Source organism: Paenibacillus sp. OSY-SE, assembly GCF_000283315.1.
Lineage (GTDB): Bacteria > Bacillota > Bacilli > Paenibacillales > Paenibacillaceae > Paenibacillus_B > Paenibacillus_B profundus.
In genome coordinates this window covers 1-15,703 of the sequence record NZ_ALKF01000162.1, presented here as the reverse complement: position 1 = coordinate 15,703, position 15,703 = coordinate 1, and the positions used below count along the sequence as shown (strand labels likewise).

Here is a 15,703-nt window from a genome sequence, read left to right as displayed (position 1 = left end):
AGTGCAGTTTGGTGATTGCCTACATTGGCGACCATCACGGTTAGCTCGCACCGTGCTGAATTATTCAGCTGCGTTGACCGCACGTCCTATGCTATCGCTTAAGCGGGCAAATTCTTCAAGAGACAGCGTCTCCCCGCGTCTTGTCGGCTCAATGCCGGCAGTAGCAACCGCTTCAGCCAGCGCATCCGTTCCACACACGCTGCCGTAGCGCGCCTTTAAATTGTTCCACAGCGTCTTGCGCCGCTGAGCAAAGCTCGCCTGCACGACCTCAAATAGATGCTGCTCGTCCGCTACTTGAACAGGAGGCTCCTCCCTTACGCGCAGTCGAATAACGGTAGACTCTACATTAGGCTGCGGGATAAAGACCGTACCCGGAACAGTGCAAATCAGCTCTGGCTCGGCATAGTATTGCACAGCCACACTTAAGCTGCCGTAATCCTTGCCTCCCGGACTCGCTGCCATGCGCTCAGCCACTTCCTTCTGTATCATGACGACAATATGCTTCAGCGGAAGTTGTTCTTCCAACAGCTTCATCATAATCGGTGTGGTCACGTAGTAAGGAAGGTTGGCCACGACGCTTACCTTGTCCATCCCATGAAACTGTTCGCGGAATAACTCTTGCAAATCCACCTTCAGCACATCGCCATGAACGACCTGCACATTTGGATATGGTTCCATCACTTCGTCCAGAATGGGGATGAGACGCTGATCAATCTCTACAGCCGCTACACGGCCCGCTCGCTTCGCCAACTGTTCGGTAAGCGCTCCAATCCCTGGACCAATCTCTAAAGCCCCTGTAGAGGCATCCAGTTCGGCTGCATCGACAATGCGCCGCATTATATTCATATCGATCAAGAAATTTTGTCCCAAGCTCTTCTTAAAAGAGAAGCCGTGTTTGCGAACAATTTCCTTCGTTCGCGAAGGTGTTGCAATATCCGTAAACGAGTGATTCATTCGTTCATGTCTCCTTCTGCTGTTGTTGCGCGGTGAGATTGGATTCCTCCAGTTCATGCAATGCCTGTTCGAACTCTTCCCGCCCGATTTGAAACATAGCGCAGCGTTTTAACATCTGCTTCGCATTGCAATAGCCGATACCCAGTCTTTCACCCAATTGTCTGCGGCGTTCGGCGGAACCTGCAAAAGTTGTAAGCCCAGCTTCCACCAAATCTGTCCACGTAAGCTCCGTATGTAATGCAGGCATTTCTGTCCGTATCTGCTGCAGCGCTCTACGTACCGCTTCAGGGGAGGCGTTCTCCACCCCGAGATCCCCTTTTGCAATCGCCTCGTGCCTTGGCAAGAACGCGTGCTTGCAGCCGGGAACCTGCGCAGCGATCAGCTTGCGAATGCGCTCCCCGGCATGGTCGGGATCCGTAAATATAATAACACCGCGCCGCTCTTGCGCCAGAGCAATGCGGCGGATGGTCATATCATTGAGAGCCGATCCCCCCGTCTCGATCGTATCGGCTTCCACAGCGCGCTGAATTGCAACGGTGTCGTCTTTTCCTTCCACGACGATTACTTCTCGTATCAACGTTCTTACTCCTTCCTCATGTCCCCCACTTTTGAGCACGTAACTTATTTAAATAGATGTTCAAAAAGGCCGCTTTTCAGCACCGAGGAGGTTGCAAGAACCCGAAGAAGGAGGAGCGCGGTGTAGGCGAGACTACATGAGCACCTGAAATGTTTCCGTAGGAAACATACTTCGGAAGCATAACCTCTTCGAGGGTGAATGCAAGATTCGATGCCGAATCACATCTTGCGATACTCCGTGATCAAAAGGGGACTTTTTGAACAACTCTAAAAAGCACAAAAGAAGAGGGATCTCCCTCTTCTTAGCATGACATAAATCGTTATTCATTACTATATCCTAAATACACGGCAGCAAACCGCGTGGCTTCTGCCGCGTCATCGAATCAATTAATTCGCTTCCGGCTTCACCGGACCGATCACATACACCGTATGGCCCTTTTTCCTGCCAAACTTGCGTACAGCACCTTTGCTTTCGTAATAAACGTCAATAATTTTACCTTTTACCGCTCCGCCTGTATCTTCAGCACGTCGGAATCCGACGCCCTCGATATACACCCACCATCCAAGCGGAATGAGCTTCGGATCTACCGCGATCGTACGTCCTTCCACCACCTTGGTGCCGGAGGCGGTCTTGGCTCCCGGTGACCCTTCTTGTTCCGTATAGGCGGTTAATTGAACGTTCTCCAGCATATCCTTGTAATCGAAGCCGACCTTGCCCCCTTTGCCAGAGCCGACACTCGGAGAGCTTGCCGACAGAACGACCACTTCAGGTTCCTTCTTCGTTCCATAGGCTAGAACCTGATTGACCTGCTTCGTCTGAACGGACTTATCCACTAACTTCGAATATACGAGTTTGCCGTCCTCATATACTTTTTCAATCTTTTGGACGACGATTCCCTCTTTCCCCTTTTGAACCGTCTTCGTCTTCCCCTTCAACAAGGTAGGATCAGCTTTCTTGACGACTTGGAATGGAACCTTCACTTTTCGCTCTTCTACGTTCTTACTGACACGCACGATACGAATGTCCATATTATTTGCAACGGCAGCATCTTGACCCGGATATACCTTGTCAGCCGTCTTGACAGGTATTTGAAGCGATACTAAAGCCTCGCTCACCGATTTTTTGGTCGTATAATGCGTCTTCTTCTGTCCGTCTACCATCACGTTAACGGGTAACGCGCGTTCGATGACGATCTTATCGCCATCTGTTATTTCCGTATCCAACGGTTTGGATACGGCATCATGTGCCCCTACCGCTATCGCATGCTCATCCAAAACATTACGAAGCGTATCTTGGCGTGTTTCTATAGCGTGCTCTTGTCCATCTACGCGGATGGACAGTGTCTTCTTCGATGCACCATACATATATAATACCGTAATCAACGTGATAACAACCGCAACAGCAGCAATGACAGACACGACACGTACATTTTCATGCTTCCATCGCATTGCGAGCGACATGCTGGATGATCGGGGTTCATGGGTTTCGTCATTAACGATCTCTCCCACTTCTCGGTCCTCCTTACATAGTCCCGCCGTCGAGTGTTTTGCATGATTCCATCTGACGCGACTATATCAAGAATGTTTGCGAAGAATACGTTCATCTATCGAGCTCATGTGCAAGCTATGGTCGAATTCTTCACACCAACTCCAGTAACGGCTGCTCCCACCTCCTATTTCATAACCCTATGACGTCTTTCTTTTCTTTATTCGAAAAAAGAAGTTTCAAGAGAAAACAAAAGAAGCCTAGCGTAAGAGGCGACTCTTGTCGTGGCTTCCCAAATGAAACCCAAACGTCAACAGTGTAGGACGCACGCGGACCCCTCTCTCCGATACGCTGACGAGGTTAGCTGTCGGGTTCGGGCTTGTGAGAGTCGCCCTATCTCAACTCACCGGCTCATGGCTCGGCTGTTCAGAATTCACCCCTAGGATACATTCCGCATGAATGAACATGTATTCATTCCCGGATTGTTCGCGCTTTGGTTCCCCCGCTCTCCAAAATGGAGATTAAGCGATACTGGTTGGTTGGAACAATATTCAAGTGTTTACGAACATCTGTGAGAAATCATATCGTGTTTGCAATCACCTTGTAAAGATGGTATCAATCACGTTTTAAGTCAAAAAGGGTTAAAAAAAAGTAACAAAATCGCTTTTTCGTGAACAAATCCACTTATCTTGTGGTCTAGAACTTTATTTCATCGGTTTTTCATTGATTTTCACCGTATGTCAAAACATGTCAGTCCGTTTTCAGTCGTTATTCTGCAAAATTCTTCAAATTCCATTCCTTTCAATTGCGCCGCTGCCTCTGCTACGAGACGCACATGAGCAGACTCGTTTCTTTTCCCGCGAAAAGGGTGAGGAGTCAAATATGGGGAATCCGTTTCGACGAGTAATCGGTCATCGGGTATCTTTACAAGCACTTCTTTGGGCTGCTTTGCATTTTTAAACGTAATCGGTCCGCCAAAGGAAAGGTAGAACCCCATGTCCAGACACATTTTTGCAGTCTCCCAGCTGCCAGAGAAGGAATGCATAATCCCGCCGACTTCACTCGCCTTCTCTTCACGCAAAATACGAATCACATCTTCATGCGCCTCGCGATTATGAATGACGATGGGCATGTTCAACTCCCGGGCCAGCCCGATCTGCTGACGAAATACACGCTGCTGAACATCCTTCGGTGAAGTATCCCAATGATAGTCGAGACCAATCTCGCCGATGGCGACGACTTTGTCATGCTTGGTGAGCTCGGCAATCCAATCGATATCCTCTGGCTTCATCGTTATGGCATCCACCGGATGCCAGCCTACAGCCGCATATATGAAATCATATTTCTCAGCTAACGCCATTGTTGTAGGAATAGTCTCGCGGTTAAAGCCGACATTGACCATACGTGTAACGCCCTGCTCCACAGCATGAGCGATCATTGCCTCGCGATCCTCGTCAAATGCTTCGTTGTCCAAATGGGTATGCGTATCAAATAACACGTCAATGCGCTCCTTTTAAAATTGTATTGATTACTTTCTCCTTCTTAATTTAAAGAGCTTGTTTCACTTTCCATCCATCGACCAGTTCTTGGACTCAATTTTTTCGCTGCAGGAACATCCGCTTCACTTCATCCGTGAGCCGGTGTTCCACCGCTTGAAGCTTGTCCATCGGGAAATAAATGTAATGATTTCCACGGCGAATGCCGCTGATGGAACGCACGATGTCCGATTTTTTGGACAATTCCATCACTTGGTCATGACCATCCCACAGCAATATGTGCTGCTGCGTCGGTTCGTCTCCCGAGCGATACACATCATACGGATTATCCGAAGGTGAATCGAACATAATGTCGTAGTCCGGATTCAAGCCTGCCGCATGCCATTCACGGCACAGCCATTCAGCATTCAACTCATCCACTTCAATATACTTGTACAGTTTACGCTCGATGAATCGCTGACACAAGTCGGCGAGAAGCTCATCCGGTTCATTTATCCATTGCATAAAGGCAGTCTGTACAAAAGCCTCATCCAACTGCACATACTGTGTGGTTGTCAACGTCCCTTCAAACAGCGCATCAAGCGGTTCCAAAAAATAGCGGAATGAGTAGCCCTGCAAATAAAGCTCCTTGGCCCGCTTGAAAATGTGCCTCAGCACCATTTCCGAACTGCGTGTAACGGGGTGAAAATAAACCTGCCAATACATTTCATATCGTGAGAGCAAGTAATGCTCTACCGCATGCATACCGCTTTCCTTCACGACGATCCGATCTTTATATGGACGTACGAGCCGCAGTATACGGTCAATATCAAAAGTGCCGTAATTGACACCCGTAAAATAGGCGTCCCGAAGCAAATAATCCATACGATCCGCATCAAGCGGACCAGACACCAAATTGACGACAATCGGATAAGCATACGTCTTGCGAATGACCGCAGCTACCTGCTCTGGCAATGCCGGATCAATTCGCTGCAGCACCTGGTGAATTTCAGAATCTTCCAATATAATACGGCATGTCCAATCTTCGTGGAACATGCCGAACGCCTCTTCAATGGAATGGGAAAACGGCCCGTGCCCTACATCATGGAGCAAGGCGGCACATAACGCGACGAGCCGTTGTTCCTGTGGCCAATCCTCATAGCCATTGCGTTCGAATTGGGAAATGATGCGGCGTGTGATTTCATATACACCGAGTGAGTGGGAAAATCGGCTATGCTCTGCCCCGTGAAACGTCAAGTATGACGTACCGAGCTGGCGAATGCGGCGCAGCCGCTGAAATTCTTTCGTATTAATGAGATCCCAGATCGTGCGATCCTGAACATGCACGTAATTGTGAACCGGGTCTTTAAATACCTTTTCTTCTTTTAACATGGGACTTCACTCCCCTCTGAGCATATTTAAACAGCTTGCAAAGATTATTAGAGGTTTGCATTATTAGTTTATTCGACATCGTTTTTAAAATCGATGATGTTGTCGAAAAGGTTTTGTTTATTCGCGTTTCCCTTTATTTCCTAACAAAAAACACCATCTAAGTGCAAATGTGAGTAGTAAATCGTAAAAAATAGTTAAATTTCAGTTAAAAAAATGCTAAAAACCATAAATTAGCACGATATCTACGAATTTTACAGGTTGACTAATTTGGGAATGGTTGGTACGATAATAAACAGCCAAATTAGAAATTTGTCGAATTGTGACTTATTATGTAATTAAAGAGGAGAGCGTTAAACTATGATGAAGTCCACTGGTATCGTTCGTAAAGTTGATGAACTGGGTCGTGTCGTCATTCCAATCGAGCTTCGCCGCACCCTTGGAATCGGTGAAAAAGATGCGCTGGAAATTTACGTGGATGGAGAGCGCATCATGCTGAAAAAATATGAGCCTGCATGCATCTTCTGCGGCAATGCTGAAAACGTTACATACTTTAAAGGAAAAATTGTTTGTCACGAATGTATTTCGGAAATTCCTCAACCTGTGACAAAATAAGAAAAATAGTATATAATAGCACTAATCACACATGTTAATTCTAACCTTTTTCATATCTTCCTTGATGCCCTCATGGTTATTGAACCCAACCATGAGGGTCTTTTTTTTGTTGTGGGGCGCGGGTTTCACGCCCTATCAGCACTTCATCATGCCCGCTTCTCTCCAATGATTACGTTGGCGACAGGATGAAGTTACCACAACCTTCTTCGCTCCATTCACTCCTGCCCACTCATTTTTTTTATAAAATTTGTTCTATTCAGCATTTATTCTATTTCTAATCATCTTGTCTTTCCTTTTCCATTTGCAACAAAGCTTGATAAATATCCCGTCTCGAGACGCCGCGATCTTTGGCAGCCAGCTTCATCGCATCTTTACGGGAAATATGTTGCTCCCTTTCGTAATGCGCTACGTGCTCTTCTTCACTTAGTGGCTGCCACCAAGCCTGACTGGCCTCCGCTGCAGCTGTCTCGTCTTCGCTTGCCCCTTCAACCACGAGGCAGCACTCGCCAAGCGGCGGATGCTCCAGTACGTAAGCAAGACATTCATTTACATTGCCACGGACGAAGTGCTCATAGCGCTTCGTTAACTCACGGGCCAGCGTCATGCGTCGGTTCGCACCGAACGTATTCACGATACGTTCAAGTGTCTTTGCGACGCGGTGCGGCGACTCATAGAAGAGAAGCGTGCCAGCCTCTGCTGTAAGTGACGCCAGCATCAACTCGGCGCGTTTCCTATCGCGGGGCAGAAAGCCTGCGAACGTGAACCGTTCGGTCGGCAGCCCCGATGCGATGAGCGCTGAGAGTGCGGCGTTGGGGCCGGGAATCGGAATGACGGGAAGCTCAGCTTCTATCGTCATCCGGACCAGATCGGCTCCCGGGTCGGAGATGGCTGGCAGACCGGCGTCGCTCACGAGGGCGATACGCTTCCCTTCCTGCATGATCCGCACCAGCTCCGGGCCGCTGGCCTGCTTATTATGCTCATGGTAGCTGTACAACGTCTTCCCGTGAATCTCAAAATGGCTGAGGAGCTTTCGCGTCTCGCGCGTATCCTCCGCGGCAATAATATCCGCTTCTGTCAGCGTCCGTACGGCACGGTACGTCATATCCTCCAGATTGCCGATCGGCGTTCCGACTAAATAGAGCGCTCCACTTCTGTCGGAGGCGTCTTGATAACTATATTGTTCCGTTATGTTCATGTTATCCATCCTTCAACTGCGATGCTTGGTCATAATAAATGTCCATTAATTCCTCACAGTACTCATTTCCTTCATTATATACGATTAGCGGCGGCAGCAACCGCACATCCGGCTTCCCGTCCCGAGCCGCTTCGATTAGCACCATATTGGCTTCCGTGCCTGCTCGCGGGTGAACAAAGCGAATTCGCTTCGGTTCAAGCCGATACTGCCGCATGAGCGCCATCATGTCCGTCAAGCGGGAAGGCCTATGCACCATCGCCATTTTTCCGCCCGTCCTTAGCAACCTCGAGCATGTGCGGATAACATCTTCCAACGTACATGCCACTTCGTGGCGGGCCAGCGCCTGATGCTTATTCACCTTCGTATCACCCGTCTGAATCGGCATGTATGGCGGATTGACGGTCACGAGCTCGTAATACGGACGTTCCGGCCGCGGCTGAAACGTTTTTAAATCGCCTGCCATTATCGTCACCCGCTCCTGCAATCCATTCAGTTGCACACTGCGGCTTGCCATCTCGGCTAATCGCGGTTGAATTTCTAAGCCGTCGATGTCCGCTTTGGTCCGTGTCGATAGCAACAATGGAACTACACCGTTGCCCGTACACAAATCCATAATCCGCCCGCGTGCCGGAACAGTCGCAAACCGTGCCAGCAGCACGGCATCCATGGAGAAGCTAAACACTTCGGAGCTTTGAATGATTTTCAGCTCATGTGTCAGTAAATCATCAATCCGTTCCGAAGGCTGAAGCTTCACCGTCTCGCTCATTTTTTTCATAACTCCCCTACCTTTACCTGCATCCATACTTTGGCCAGTCGGCCCACCCCTTTAGATATGAAGAAGCCGTAGGCGGGGGAACTTATCCGTTCCCGCTCACCTACGGCCGCGGTTATTTATTTAGGAAGGACAGACAGAACAAACAATCGCCTTCCGTCCGCAAATGTCCATAATACACGTTGCAAATGTGAAACCCTTCATGGTACAGCCGCGCTAAATTGTCGTAACCTTCGCCAACCACATTTTCCTTGGCCTCGCTAAAAAGATCAGGATCGTCGGCTGCGGGCACTGACTCCCCCTCTGCTTCCGGCAAGGCTTCCAAATGTTCATGGTGTTCGTGGTGCAGCACTTTGCGCAATTGCTGATTCTCCATCCACAAGCGTTGATTCTCTTCCAGCAGTTCTTTGACGACGAGTTTCAGCGCACCAAGCTCTTGATGAAGGTCTCCCATATGCGTTTCCAATTCATGAATCTGCGCAAAAATGTCTTTCTTCTCCAAGTTCCCACCCCAGAGCGTGAAAAAGTCCGCCACATTATTTTACAACAACGTCGTCAAAAGGAAGCTCTTTGACTTTACTTATCTCAGCCAGCTGAACATGCACCTTTCGCTCGCCAGCATTGATGCCGACAACTTTGCCTTCTCCGTACGACGTGACAACCCATTTTCCTACCGTCGGAAGTTCTTCCTTGGCGCTTTCGTAATTGTCATGCTCGTACTTCAGACAGCACATCAAACGACCGCACAAACCGGATATTTTGGTAGGATTCAACGATAAGTTCTGGTCTTTTGCCATTTTTATAGATACCGGTTCAAAATCACCTAACCATGAGGAGCAGCATAATACCCGTCCGCATGGGCCGATACCGCCCAGCATCTTCGCTTCATCCCGTACCCCGATTTGTCGAAGTTCAATCCGAGTGCGGAATACGCTGGCCAAATCCTTTACCAGCTCACGAAAATCTACGCGGCCTTCTGCCGTAAAGTAAAAGATAATTTTGTTCCGGTCAAACGTATACTCTACATCCACCAGCTTCATCTTTAATTGATGAGCCCGTATCTTCTCAATACAGGTGGTAAAGGCATCCTTAGCTGCTTGACGATTCGATTCCACCAAAGAAGCATCTGCTTCATTGGCGATACGAATTACCTTCTTTAAGGGAAGCACTACATCGTTCTCGCCGACGATCTTCGGACCGATGACGACTTTGCCGTACTCGATGCCGCGCGCCGTTTCGACGATCACATGCTGGTCCCTCTGGACCGGCCACTCGACCGGGTCGAAATAATAAATTTTGCCCGCTCTTTTAAAACGGACGCCGACTACATTATACAATCAAGTACCTCCTTGCATCCCAACCAGAAACTGCTCGAACGCAAGCTGCGGACTTACATTGGCGCGTACCCGCTTCTGCGCCTCTGTCGCCGCATCCATGCACCGAATCCACCCTTCAGCCGATTTCGTCCAGGCCAACTTGCCTATCGCATCAAGCTGATCTCGAAAGACGAGGCTGTCCTGCCGGTTGTATTGGTAGTTCAACATATCTCGAAACCAGAGATGGAACAAACGAAACAGCATGTCCGCATGCTCTGCAAGCTCGGTCTTGAACACCTTCTGCTGTGCCATAAGAAGCGCGGAAGACAATCGTGTTCCGCACTCCTTTCCTAATTGTAACATTACGTTTCTTAGTTCTGCAAACCAATTCTGTTGGCACAGCTGTATGCCAGCATCCAATCCGTTCACGACGTGAACGGCGGCGCGCGCTAACGCAGCCGGACATCCTTGTTTTATCAATTCGCTGCAGATTATTTGCGGATCTTGCGGGGTAAAAGGTACCCCTTGCGAACGGGACTGAATGGTAGGGAGCATAGCTTGACCATTTTCTGTAATAAGAATCGCAGTAATCGGACTCGTCGGCTCCTCCAAAAATTTAAGCAGGCTGTTGGCCGCTTGCACAGTCATACTCTCCGCCTGCTCTATAATATACACCTTGCGCCCAGCCGCATGGGTGCGATAAGAGAACTCTCGCTGAAGCTCTCTAATTTGGTCGATTTTAATACTCTGACCTTCGGGTGAGATCACTTGCACATCTGGATGATTGCCATGCTCGATTTTCCGGCAAGACAGGCATTCATCGCAAGCATCATCCTGCAGCCGTTCGCAGAACAGTGCTTTCGTAAACGTAAAAGCCGCCCCAAGCTTCCCCGTACCTTTCGGACCGCTGAACAAATATGCATGTGAGACCTTACCCGAACGCAGACCATTCTGCAATATTTTTTTAGCTCGTTCTTGCCCTAATATGTGTTCAAACGACATCGCCTTGTAATCCTTCCTATCAATAAGTGTTCAAAAGGGGACTTTTTGAACTACCTCTATAAAAACATATGTTGGATATTTAGATTCAGTAGCATAAATTGATCAGCATGCCACGGATTTCTCCGACTTTTTGCAAGAGCTCTATTTTGCCCTGCTCGGTCTCCAACAATTCCTCCGCTAATGCAATCAACGCTTCATCAATTTCATCCACGAGTTTATACCGTTTGTTCCGTCCCCGGCGATCCCAGCCGCGCGCGTCGCGGATCTTCATCCCCTGACGAACCGTATCTTCCAAGAACCGCTTCACCAACGTCCGATACTGACGCAACTCTCTTACTGTCATCGACTTGGCGAGACGCTCACCTTGCCGGTGAATGTCCTGCAGCCGCTGCTGCAGCTCCTCACCGCTGGAGCGCTCATGGCTATGATGCATCATGTCTGCGAACGATTTGTGCTGAATCGGCTTGGTTAGAGATTCGCCCATGCGGACGTCTTGACCTAGTGGACGATATCCGGGATTGATTTTCACTTCATATCACCTGCAATCAATGGTCTAGAATTGCTCAAATCGTTCAACCGGCAATACGAACACAGTCGCTCCGCCAACCTGCACCTCTACAGGCAAAGGCATATACGAATCCGTCGTGCCGCTAAGTGGTGTTACTGGCGTTACCAATTGATCTCTTACTTTACAGTTGTTGCGGATGACATTCAGGACGGCACCAACTTGATCATCATCGACACCGATCATGAACGTCGTATTGCCCGCTCGCAAAAATCCACCTGTACTCGCCAGCTTTGTTGCACGAAAGTTCGCTTTGACTAATGCACCGGAAAGACGATTGCTATCTTTGTCCTGTACGATGGCTACAATCATTTTCATGCCTGTCATCCTCCTTATAGTTCGTGTTCAAAAAGGCCGCTTTTCAGCACCGACCGAATCAATTCTTGAAATACTTCGTGATCAAAAGGGGGCTTTTTGAACAACCTCTTATAATTCAATTCAAGTAGTGATTGTTTATTCCTACTTACTTACACGTTCGTACCATGAAATCCTGCGTTCGTTCATATAAAATGTCGAACATTTGGCTCATAATGCACTCACTCGACTGATTGGCGTCGATGCGGACGATGCGCTCTTCATGAAGCTCTGCCAATTGAACATATCCTTCGCGCACCGCTTGATGAAATGCAAGCTGCTCTTGATCGAGCCGATTGAATTCACGCGTATGGTTCGCCGCAATTCGGCCAAGTCCGATCTCTGGCTCGATATCGAGCCAGAACGTCACGTCCGGCATCGTGTCATGAATGGCAAAACGGTTAATTTCCCACACCGCTTCCATGCCTAAGCCGCGCGCATGTCCCTGATAAGCAAGACTGCTGTCCACGAAGCGATCGCATAATACGACAGCTCCCTTCTCTAGTGCTGGAATTACCTTCTCGACCAGATGCTGGCGTCGGGCTGCCGCATACAGCAGCGCTTCCGTGCGCGCATCCATCGTCGTATGAGACGGGTCAAGAATAATATGGCGAATCTGTTCCGCAATCGGAATGCCTCCGGGTTCACGGGTTACGACCACATCAAGTCCGCGGGTATTAAGGTACTCCGTGAGCTGCTGTATCGCGGTCGTCTTTCCCGCGCCCTCCCCGCCTTCAAGTGTAATGAACCAGCCAGGACGTTGTCTATCTGTCATCTCAGTTCCCCTTTTCCCATCTGATCCTTCGTTACATATACTTTAATCGTCTGCAAGCTGTAATCCTCTGCATCGTGACACTTCGCCCCAGCTGCAGCAAGCTTCGCCAGCTCATTCACAGCCGCTGCTGTGATGGTTTCACCACGATATAGGAGCGGAATGCCTGGCGGATACGGGATAACGGCTTCTGCAGCTACCATGCCTGCCGCCTCTTGCAGCAGAACTTGCTGCGTGGTGCCGACATTGGCTTCATAGATAGAAAAAGGAACCGGCTCAGAATGAGGCCGAGACGACGTCAAGCTTCCAATTGACTGGGTGATCGCCTGTGTACCAGTACCATCATATGAAGGTTTATTACCCATTGACACCGCGATCGATTGCAATGCCTCAATTAAGCGCCTCGCATCCTGCAGCGTGCTGCCCAGCGTGAATACGAATACGACGTGTCGAAGGTCAGCCATCTCAGCGACACAGCCGTATTCCGCAAGCTTTTCAAGGAGGTCGTATCCGCTAATGTAATCGTCTTTTTCCCGAATAACCACTTTCATTGGATCCAGATTGTCAAAGGCCGAAAAATCGTTGCTTCCGCATGGTTCGCTCTGTTCAACTGATACGTAAGGCTCTTGCTTGACCAGCAGTTCGAACCTCGGCAGCTGATGCATCTGTTCGCGCAGCCACATTGCGGCTGCCAGCCCTTGCTCAAAGGCTTGCGCCCCCTTAACGTCAATCCATTGGCGGCTAACGTCTAACGAAGCCATTAGCGGATAGGAGGGGCTCGAACTCTGCAGCATTGTCAGTAGTTGCTTCAACCGCTTCCTTGCAACGTAAGGCCCTTGCACATGCAGCATGGCGCTCATCGTCATGCCACTCAGCATCTTATGCGTAGATTGCACAACACCGTCTGCCCCCATCGCTAAGGCCGATTCGGGAAAGGACGGATGCAGTCCATAATGGGCCCCATGGGCTTCATCCACGATGAGTGGTATCTCATGTCGGTGTGCCGCTTGAGTAAACGGCCGCAAATCGATGCCCATGCCGTAGTAATTCGGATTGGTCAAGAATACAGCCTTCGCCTCAGGGTATTCTTGCAAAGCCCCCGCTAAGACATCAATATGTGGTGCGGTAGCCAAGCCGCTGACCTTATCTATCCTTGGAGTAAGAAATACGGCCCGCGCCCCGGCCATCATTAAGGCGTGGAGGACCGATTTGTGCACATTCCGCTGTACAAGAATGAGATCCCCCGGTTGACTGCAGCAGCTCATAAGAAGCGCCATATTACCTACCGTGCTTCCTCCTACAAGAAAATGCGTTTCTTCAGCGCCGAAGCAATGAGCCGCTAACTGCTGAGCCTCTGCAATGACCCCCATCGGATGGTGGAGATCATCCGTCCCTTCAATTTCAGTTACATCGATAGCTAACAGCTGTGCCATACGATGCAGCAGTTCCTGTTGCTCCCCCACGGTTTCTTGCACAGCTTGCTTGTACACCGCCCCGTTTTTGTGTCCGGGAACATGGAACGAGGTGCGTTTCTCACTTATATAATGAAGCAAAGCCTCCGCTAAGGGGGCCCTAACGTCAAAAAGTCGATTTTCAGATTGTTGTTCACTTCGGTTCATGCCGATATGCCCCTTTACGTGTGCCATTCTAGCTTGCCTGTACTTTAAGTGCGTGTTCAAAAAGACCACTTTTCAGCACCGAGAAGTACAAGTTTTCGCAGTAAAACTACATCGGAAGCAAGCTCTTCAAGAATGAATGCAAGATTCGATGTCGAAATACTACCAGATGATCTTCGTGATGAGAAAACCTCTATCGAGGTCTTAATGGTCAAAAGGGAACTTTTTGAACAACCTCTTTAATTGTAGCTTATATTAAGCTTAGCTTCATCCTTTATCCTAACCAAATAGCAAAAAAGAGCCCAGTAGTTGAGCTCTCATCCTATGACCTTATGCATTAATGTGCACCCACAAACGTTTTAAACGATGAATGAAAAAAGAATATTTTTTGTCCTGCACATCGGTCTTGACCATCTCCTGCTCACAGGAGGTACAAATGAACTGATTGACGACCGTAATGCCGTCATTCGTCGCTTCACCACACACAATGCAGTGTGTCTCCTGATTTTCCATGGCAATCCCACCTTTGGACGTTTTATAGCTAGTATGCCCCATACTCTATGGATTTATACCAGTTTCATAGTTGCTTTCATAACTTTTTTAATGAGTGTGACCTAAATATGCTGAGTATCCCCCTGTACTTGACCTAATTTCATGCGAGAAACACTATCATTGTTCGTCACATGACGGTGTTGCGGTCGGTTCTACAAGTAAGTTTATGAGCAAACGACTGTATTGGTGTCTGTACGTTCTATGCGTATATACAGCGTATGTGTCCTTTTTCTATGGACAGTGTATCGCCTTGCTTTTTCACAGCTATTCTACATTTTCATAGACAATATTCCGATATATAACCTATTCCTCAAGATGACGAAAGGGATGAAACGTACGATGACCTTATTAAACAATGATCGAACCTTTTATCATTATCAACTCTTGAAAAAGGTCAGGTTTGTTCGCGCTTTTTCAACTTGTTATCTCTTACTGGCCGCGATATCACTCTTAGCGGCAATATATATGAGCGGTGTGATCGGCATTGCATATGTAGTTACTTCATGGATTGTTATCGGATGGGTTCATTACGTTACTGGAAGATCTGTCTTCGTCATTGACCGTTATTCGTATAAAGGAAGATGGACGTGGAGATGGCGAATGCCATGGATAGGCTTTCTGCCGCAAGAACAGCAATTTATTAGTCATCGGTATTGGTCAAAAATATTGTGGCACACCACTTTTATTACGTTCATCGTCATCGGTATCCTCAGTCCTTGGCTTCCTATGGGGCTCACACTGCAACTCGTGTTTTGGCATTTATGGTTAATGGTCCCCCGCATATTCGGTACCTTATCTGCTCTTGCCGAAGGAAAAAATGGCTTAGTAAAGCTGAATGAGTCCGATCTTTCTGTATATAAAGCGTAACAAGTTAAGACACCCGGAACCGGGTGTTTTTTTACCTTCTATATTCTCACCTAAAAAACATATATAAACAAAAAAAGCCCACCAATGAGAATCATCAGTGGGCTTTGTCTGCTTGGCAACGTCCTACTCTCCCGGGACCCTGCGGTCCAAGTACCATCGGCGCTGGAGGGCTTAACGGTCGTGTTCGGGATGGGTAC

Annotated in this window: 17 protein-coding genes, 1 rRNA gene and 1 riboswitch; of the genes, 2 read left to right on the top strand and 16 right to left on the bottom strand. The window is 48.5% G+C overall.

Going from position 1 to position 15,703, the window contains the following annotated elements:
• Positions 1 to 60: 60 nt before the first annotated feature.
• The 5 genes from rsmA to A372_RS0107785 form a co-directional block, all read right to left on the bottom strand.
• Positions 61 to 954 (bottom strand): 16S rRNA (adenine(1518)-N(6)/adenine(1519)-N(6))-dimethyltransferase RsmA, encoded by an 894-nt coding sequence (rsmA, locus tag A372_RS0107805; protein ID WP_019420276.1) that lies wholly within the window; start codon positions 952 to 954, stop codon positions 61 to 63.
• Positions 955 to 958: 4 nt separating this feature from the next.
• A complete protein-coding gene (rnmV, locus tag A372_RS33535) occupies positions 959 to 1,531 on the bottom strand; it encodes a ribonuclease M5 (protein WP_019420275.1) in 573 nt (190 codons plus the stop codon).
• A gap of 386 nt (positions 1,532 to 1,917) precedes the next feature.
• Positions 1,918 to 3,039, bottom strand: a complete 1,122-nt coding sequence (locus tag A372_RS0107795; RefSeq protein ID WP_019420274.1) for a 3D domain-containing protein — start codon at positions 3,037 to 3,039, stop codon at positions 1,918 to 1,920.
• A 311-nt stretch (positions 3,040 to 3,350) separates the two neighbouring features.
• Positions 3,351 to 3,554: riboswitch (cyclic di-AMP (ydaO/yuaA leader) on the bottom strand.
• Positions 3,555 to 3,746: 192 nt separating this feature from the next.
• Positions 3,747 to 4,514: a TatD family hydrolase gene (locus tag A372_RS0107790; RefSeq protein ID WP_019420273.1), complete on the bottom strand. Its 768-nt coding sequence runs from the start codon at positions 4,512 to 4,514 to the stop codon at positions 3,747 to 3,749.
• A 94-nt stretch (positions 4,515 to 4,608) separates the two neighbouring features.
• Positions 4,609 to 5,883, bottom strand: a complete 1,275-nt coding sequence (locus A372_RS0107785; protein ID WP_019420272.1) for an HD domain-containing protein — start codon at positions 5,881 to 5,883, stop codon at positions 4,609 to 4,611.
• Positions 5,884 to 6,240: 357 nt separating this feature from the next.
• Here A372_RS0107785 and A372_RS0107780 point away from each other — a divergent pair, with 357 nt between their 5' ends.
• On the top strand, positions 6,241 to 6,495 hold the full coding sequence (locus tag A372_RS0107780; protein ID WP_005545514.1) for an AbrB/MazE/SpoVT family DNA-binding domain-containing protein: 255 nt from the start codon (positions 6,241 to 6,243) through the stop codon (positions 6,493 to 6,495).
• Between the two features lie 274 nt (positions 6,496 to 6,769).
• Here the strand turns inward: A372_RS0107780 and rsmI are convergent, their stop codons facing one another.
• The 10 genes from rsmI to A372_RS0107730 form a co-directional block, all read right to left on the bottom strand.
• The gene (gene rsmI / locus A372_RS0107775; protein ID WP_019420271.1) at positions 6,770 to 7,690 is read right to left on the bottom strand and encodes a 16S rRNA (cytidine(1402)-2'-O)-methyltransferase; all 921 of its coding nucleotides are present in this window, start codon (positions 7,688 to 7,690) and stop codon (positions 6,770 to 6,772) included.
• Between the two features lies 1 nt (position 7,691).
• Entirely contained in the window at positions 7,692 to 8,456 is a 765-nt protein-coding gene (locus tag A372_RS0107770; RefSeq protein WP_019420270.1) for a methyltransferase, read from the bottom strand.
• 121 nt (positions 8,457 to 8,577) lie between these two features.
• Positions 8,578 to 8,964 carry a DNA replication initiation control protein YabA gene (gene yabA / locus A372_RS0107765; protein ID WP_019420269.1) on the bottom strand — a complete coding sequence of 129 codons (387 nt, stop codon included), beginning with the start codon at positions 8,962 to 8,964 and terminating at the stop codon, positions 8,578 to 8,580.
• 34 nt (positions 8,965 to 8,998) lie between these two features.
• Positions 8,999 to 9,799, bottom strand: coding sequence for a PSP1 domain-containing protein (locus A372_RS0107760; protein WP_019420268.1), 801 nt, complete (start codon positions 9,797 to 9,799; stop codon positions 8,999 to 9,001).
• A complete protein-coding gene (gene holB, locus A372_RS0107755; RefSeq protein ID WP_019420267.1) occupies positions 9,800 to 10,780 on the bottom strand; it encodes a DNA polymerase III subunit delta' in 981 nt (326 codons plus the stop codon). It lies immediately after the preceding gene.
• Positions 10,781 to 10,865: 85 nt separating this feature from the next.
• A complete protein-coding gene (locus A372_RS0107750) occupies positions 10,866 to 11,309 on the bottom strand; it encodes a YaaR family protein (RefSeq protein ID WP_019420266.1) in 444 nt (147 codons plus the stop codon).
• Between the two features lie 24 nt (positions 11,310 to 11,333).
• On the bottom strand, positions 11,334 to 11,663 hold the full coding sequence (locus tag A372_RS0107745) for a cyclic-di-AMP receptor (RefSeq protein WP_019420265.1): 330 nt from the start codon (positions 11,661 to 11,663) through the stop codon (positions 11,334 to 11,336).
• A 145-nt stretch (positions 11,664 to 11,808) separates the two neighbouring features.
• Positions 11,809 to 12,474 (bottom strand): dTMP kinase, encoded by a 666-nt coding sequence (tmk, locus tag A372_RS0107740; RefSeq protein WP_019420264.1) that lies wholly within the window; start codon positions 12,472 to 12,474, stop codon positions 11,809 to 11,811.
• A complete protein-coding gene (locus tag A372_RS0107735) occupies positions 12,471 to 14,090 on the bottom strand; it encodes an aminotransferase class I/II-fold pyridoxal phosphate-dependent enzyme (RefSeq protein ID WP_019420263.1) in 1,620 nt (539 codons plus the stop codon). The genes tmk and A372_RS0107735 overlap by 4 nt, the downstream gene beginning before the upstream one ends.
• Before the next feature lie 327 nt (positions 14,091 to 14,417).
• Positions 14,418 to 14,600, bottom strand: coding sequence for a sigma factor G inhibitor Gin (locus tag A372_RS0107730; RefSeq protein ID WP_019420262.1), 183 nt, complete (start codon positions 14,598 to 14,600; stop codon positions 14,418 to 14,420).
• A gap of 504 nt (positions 14,601 to 15,104) precedes the next feature.
• Here A372_RS0107730 and A372_RS33530 point away from each other — a divergent pair.
• Positions 15,105 to 15,506, top strand: coding sequence for a hypothetical protein (locus A372_RS33530; protein WP_237728502.1), 402 nt, complete (start codon positions 15,105 to 15,107; stop codon positions 15,504 to 15,506).
• A gap of 110 nt (positions 15,507 to 15,616) precedes the next feature.
• Here the strand turns inward: A372_RS33530 and rrf are convergent.
• Positions 15,617 to 15,703: ribosomal RNA gene (gene rrf, locus A372_RS35375) — 5S ribosomal RNA — on the bottom strand; the annotation flags it as partial.

Coding starts and splice junctions, on each gene's coding strand:
- rsmA (WP_019420276.1), bottom strand. CDS start 954: ATGAATCACTCGTTTACGGATATTGCAACACCTTCGCGAACGAAGGAA.
- A372_RS0107785 (WP_019420272.1), bottom strand. CDS start 5,883: ATGTTAAAAGAAGAAAAGGTATTTAAAGACCCGGTTCACAATTACGTG.
- A372_RS0107780 (WP_005545514.1), top strand. CDS start 6,241: ATGATGAAGTCCACTGGTATCGTTCGTAAAGTTGATGAACTGGGTCGT.
- rsmI (WP_019420271.1), bottom strand. CDS start 7,690: ATGAACATAACGGAACAATATAGTTATCAAGACGCCTCCGACAGAAGT.
- A372_RS0107770 (WP_019420270.1), bottom strand. CDS start 8,456: ATGAGCGAGACGGTGAAGCTTCAGCCTTCGGAACGGATTGATGATTTA.
- holB (WP_019420267.1), bottom strand. CDS start 10,780: ATGTCGTTTGAACACATATTAGGGCAAGAACGAGCTAAAAAAATATTG.
- A372_RS0107745 (WP_019420265.1), bottom strand. CDS start 11,663: ATGAAAATGATTGTAGCCATCGTACAGGACAAAGATAGCAATCGTCTT.
- tmk (WP_019420264.1), bottom strand. CDS start 12,474: ATGACAGATAGACAACGTCCTGGCTGGTTCATTACACTTGAAGGCGGG.
- A372_RS0107735 (WP_019420263.1), bottom strand. CDS start 14,090: ATGAACCGAAGTGAACAACAATCTGAAAATCGACTTTTTGACGTTAGG.
- A372_RS0107730 (WP_019420262.1), bottom strand. CDS start 14,600: ATGGAAAATCAGGAGACACACTGCATTGTGTGTGGTGAAGCGACGAAT.
- A372_RS33530 (WP_237728502.1), top strand. CDS start 15,105: ATGAGCGGTGTGATCGGCATTGCATATGTAGTTACTTCATGGATTGTT.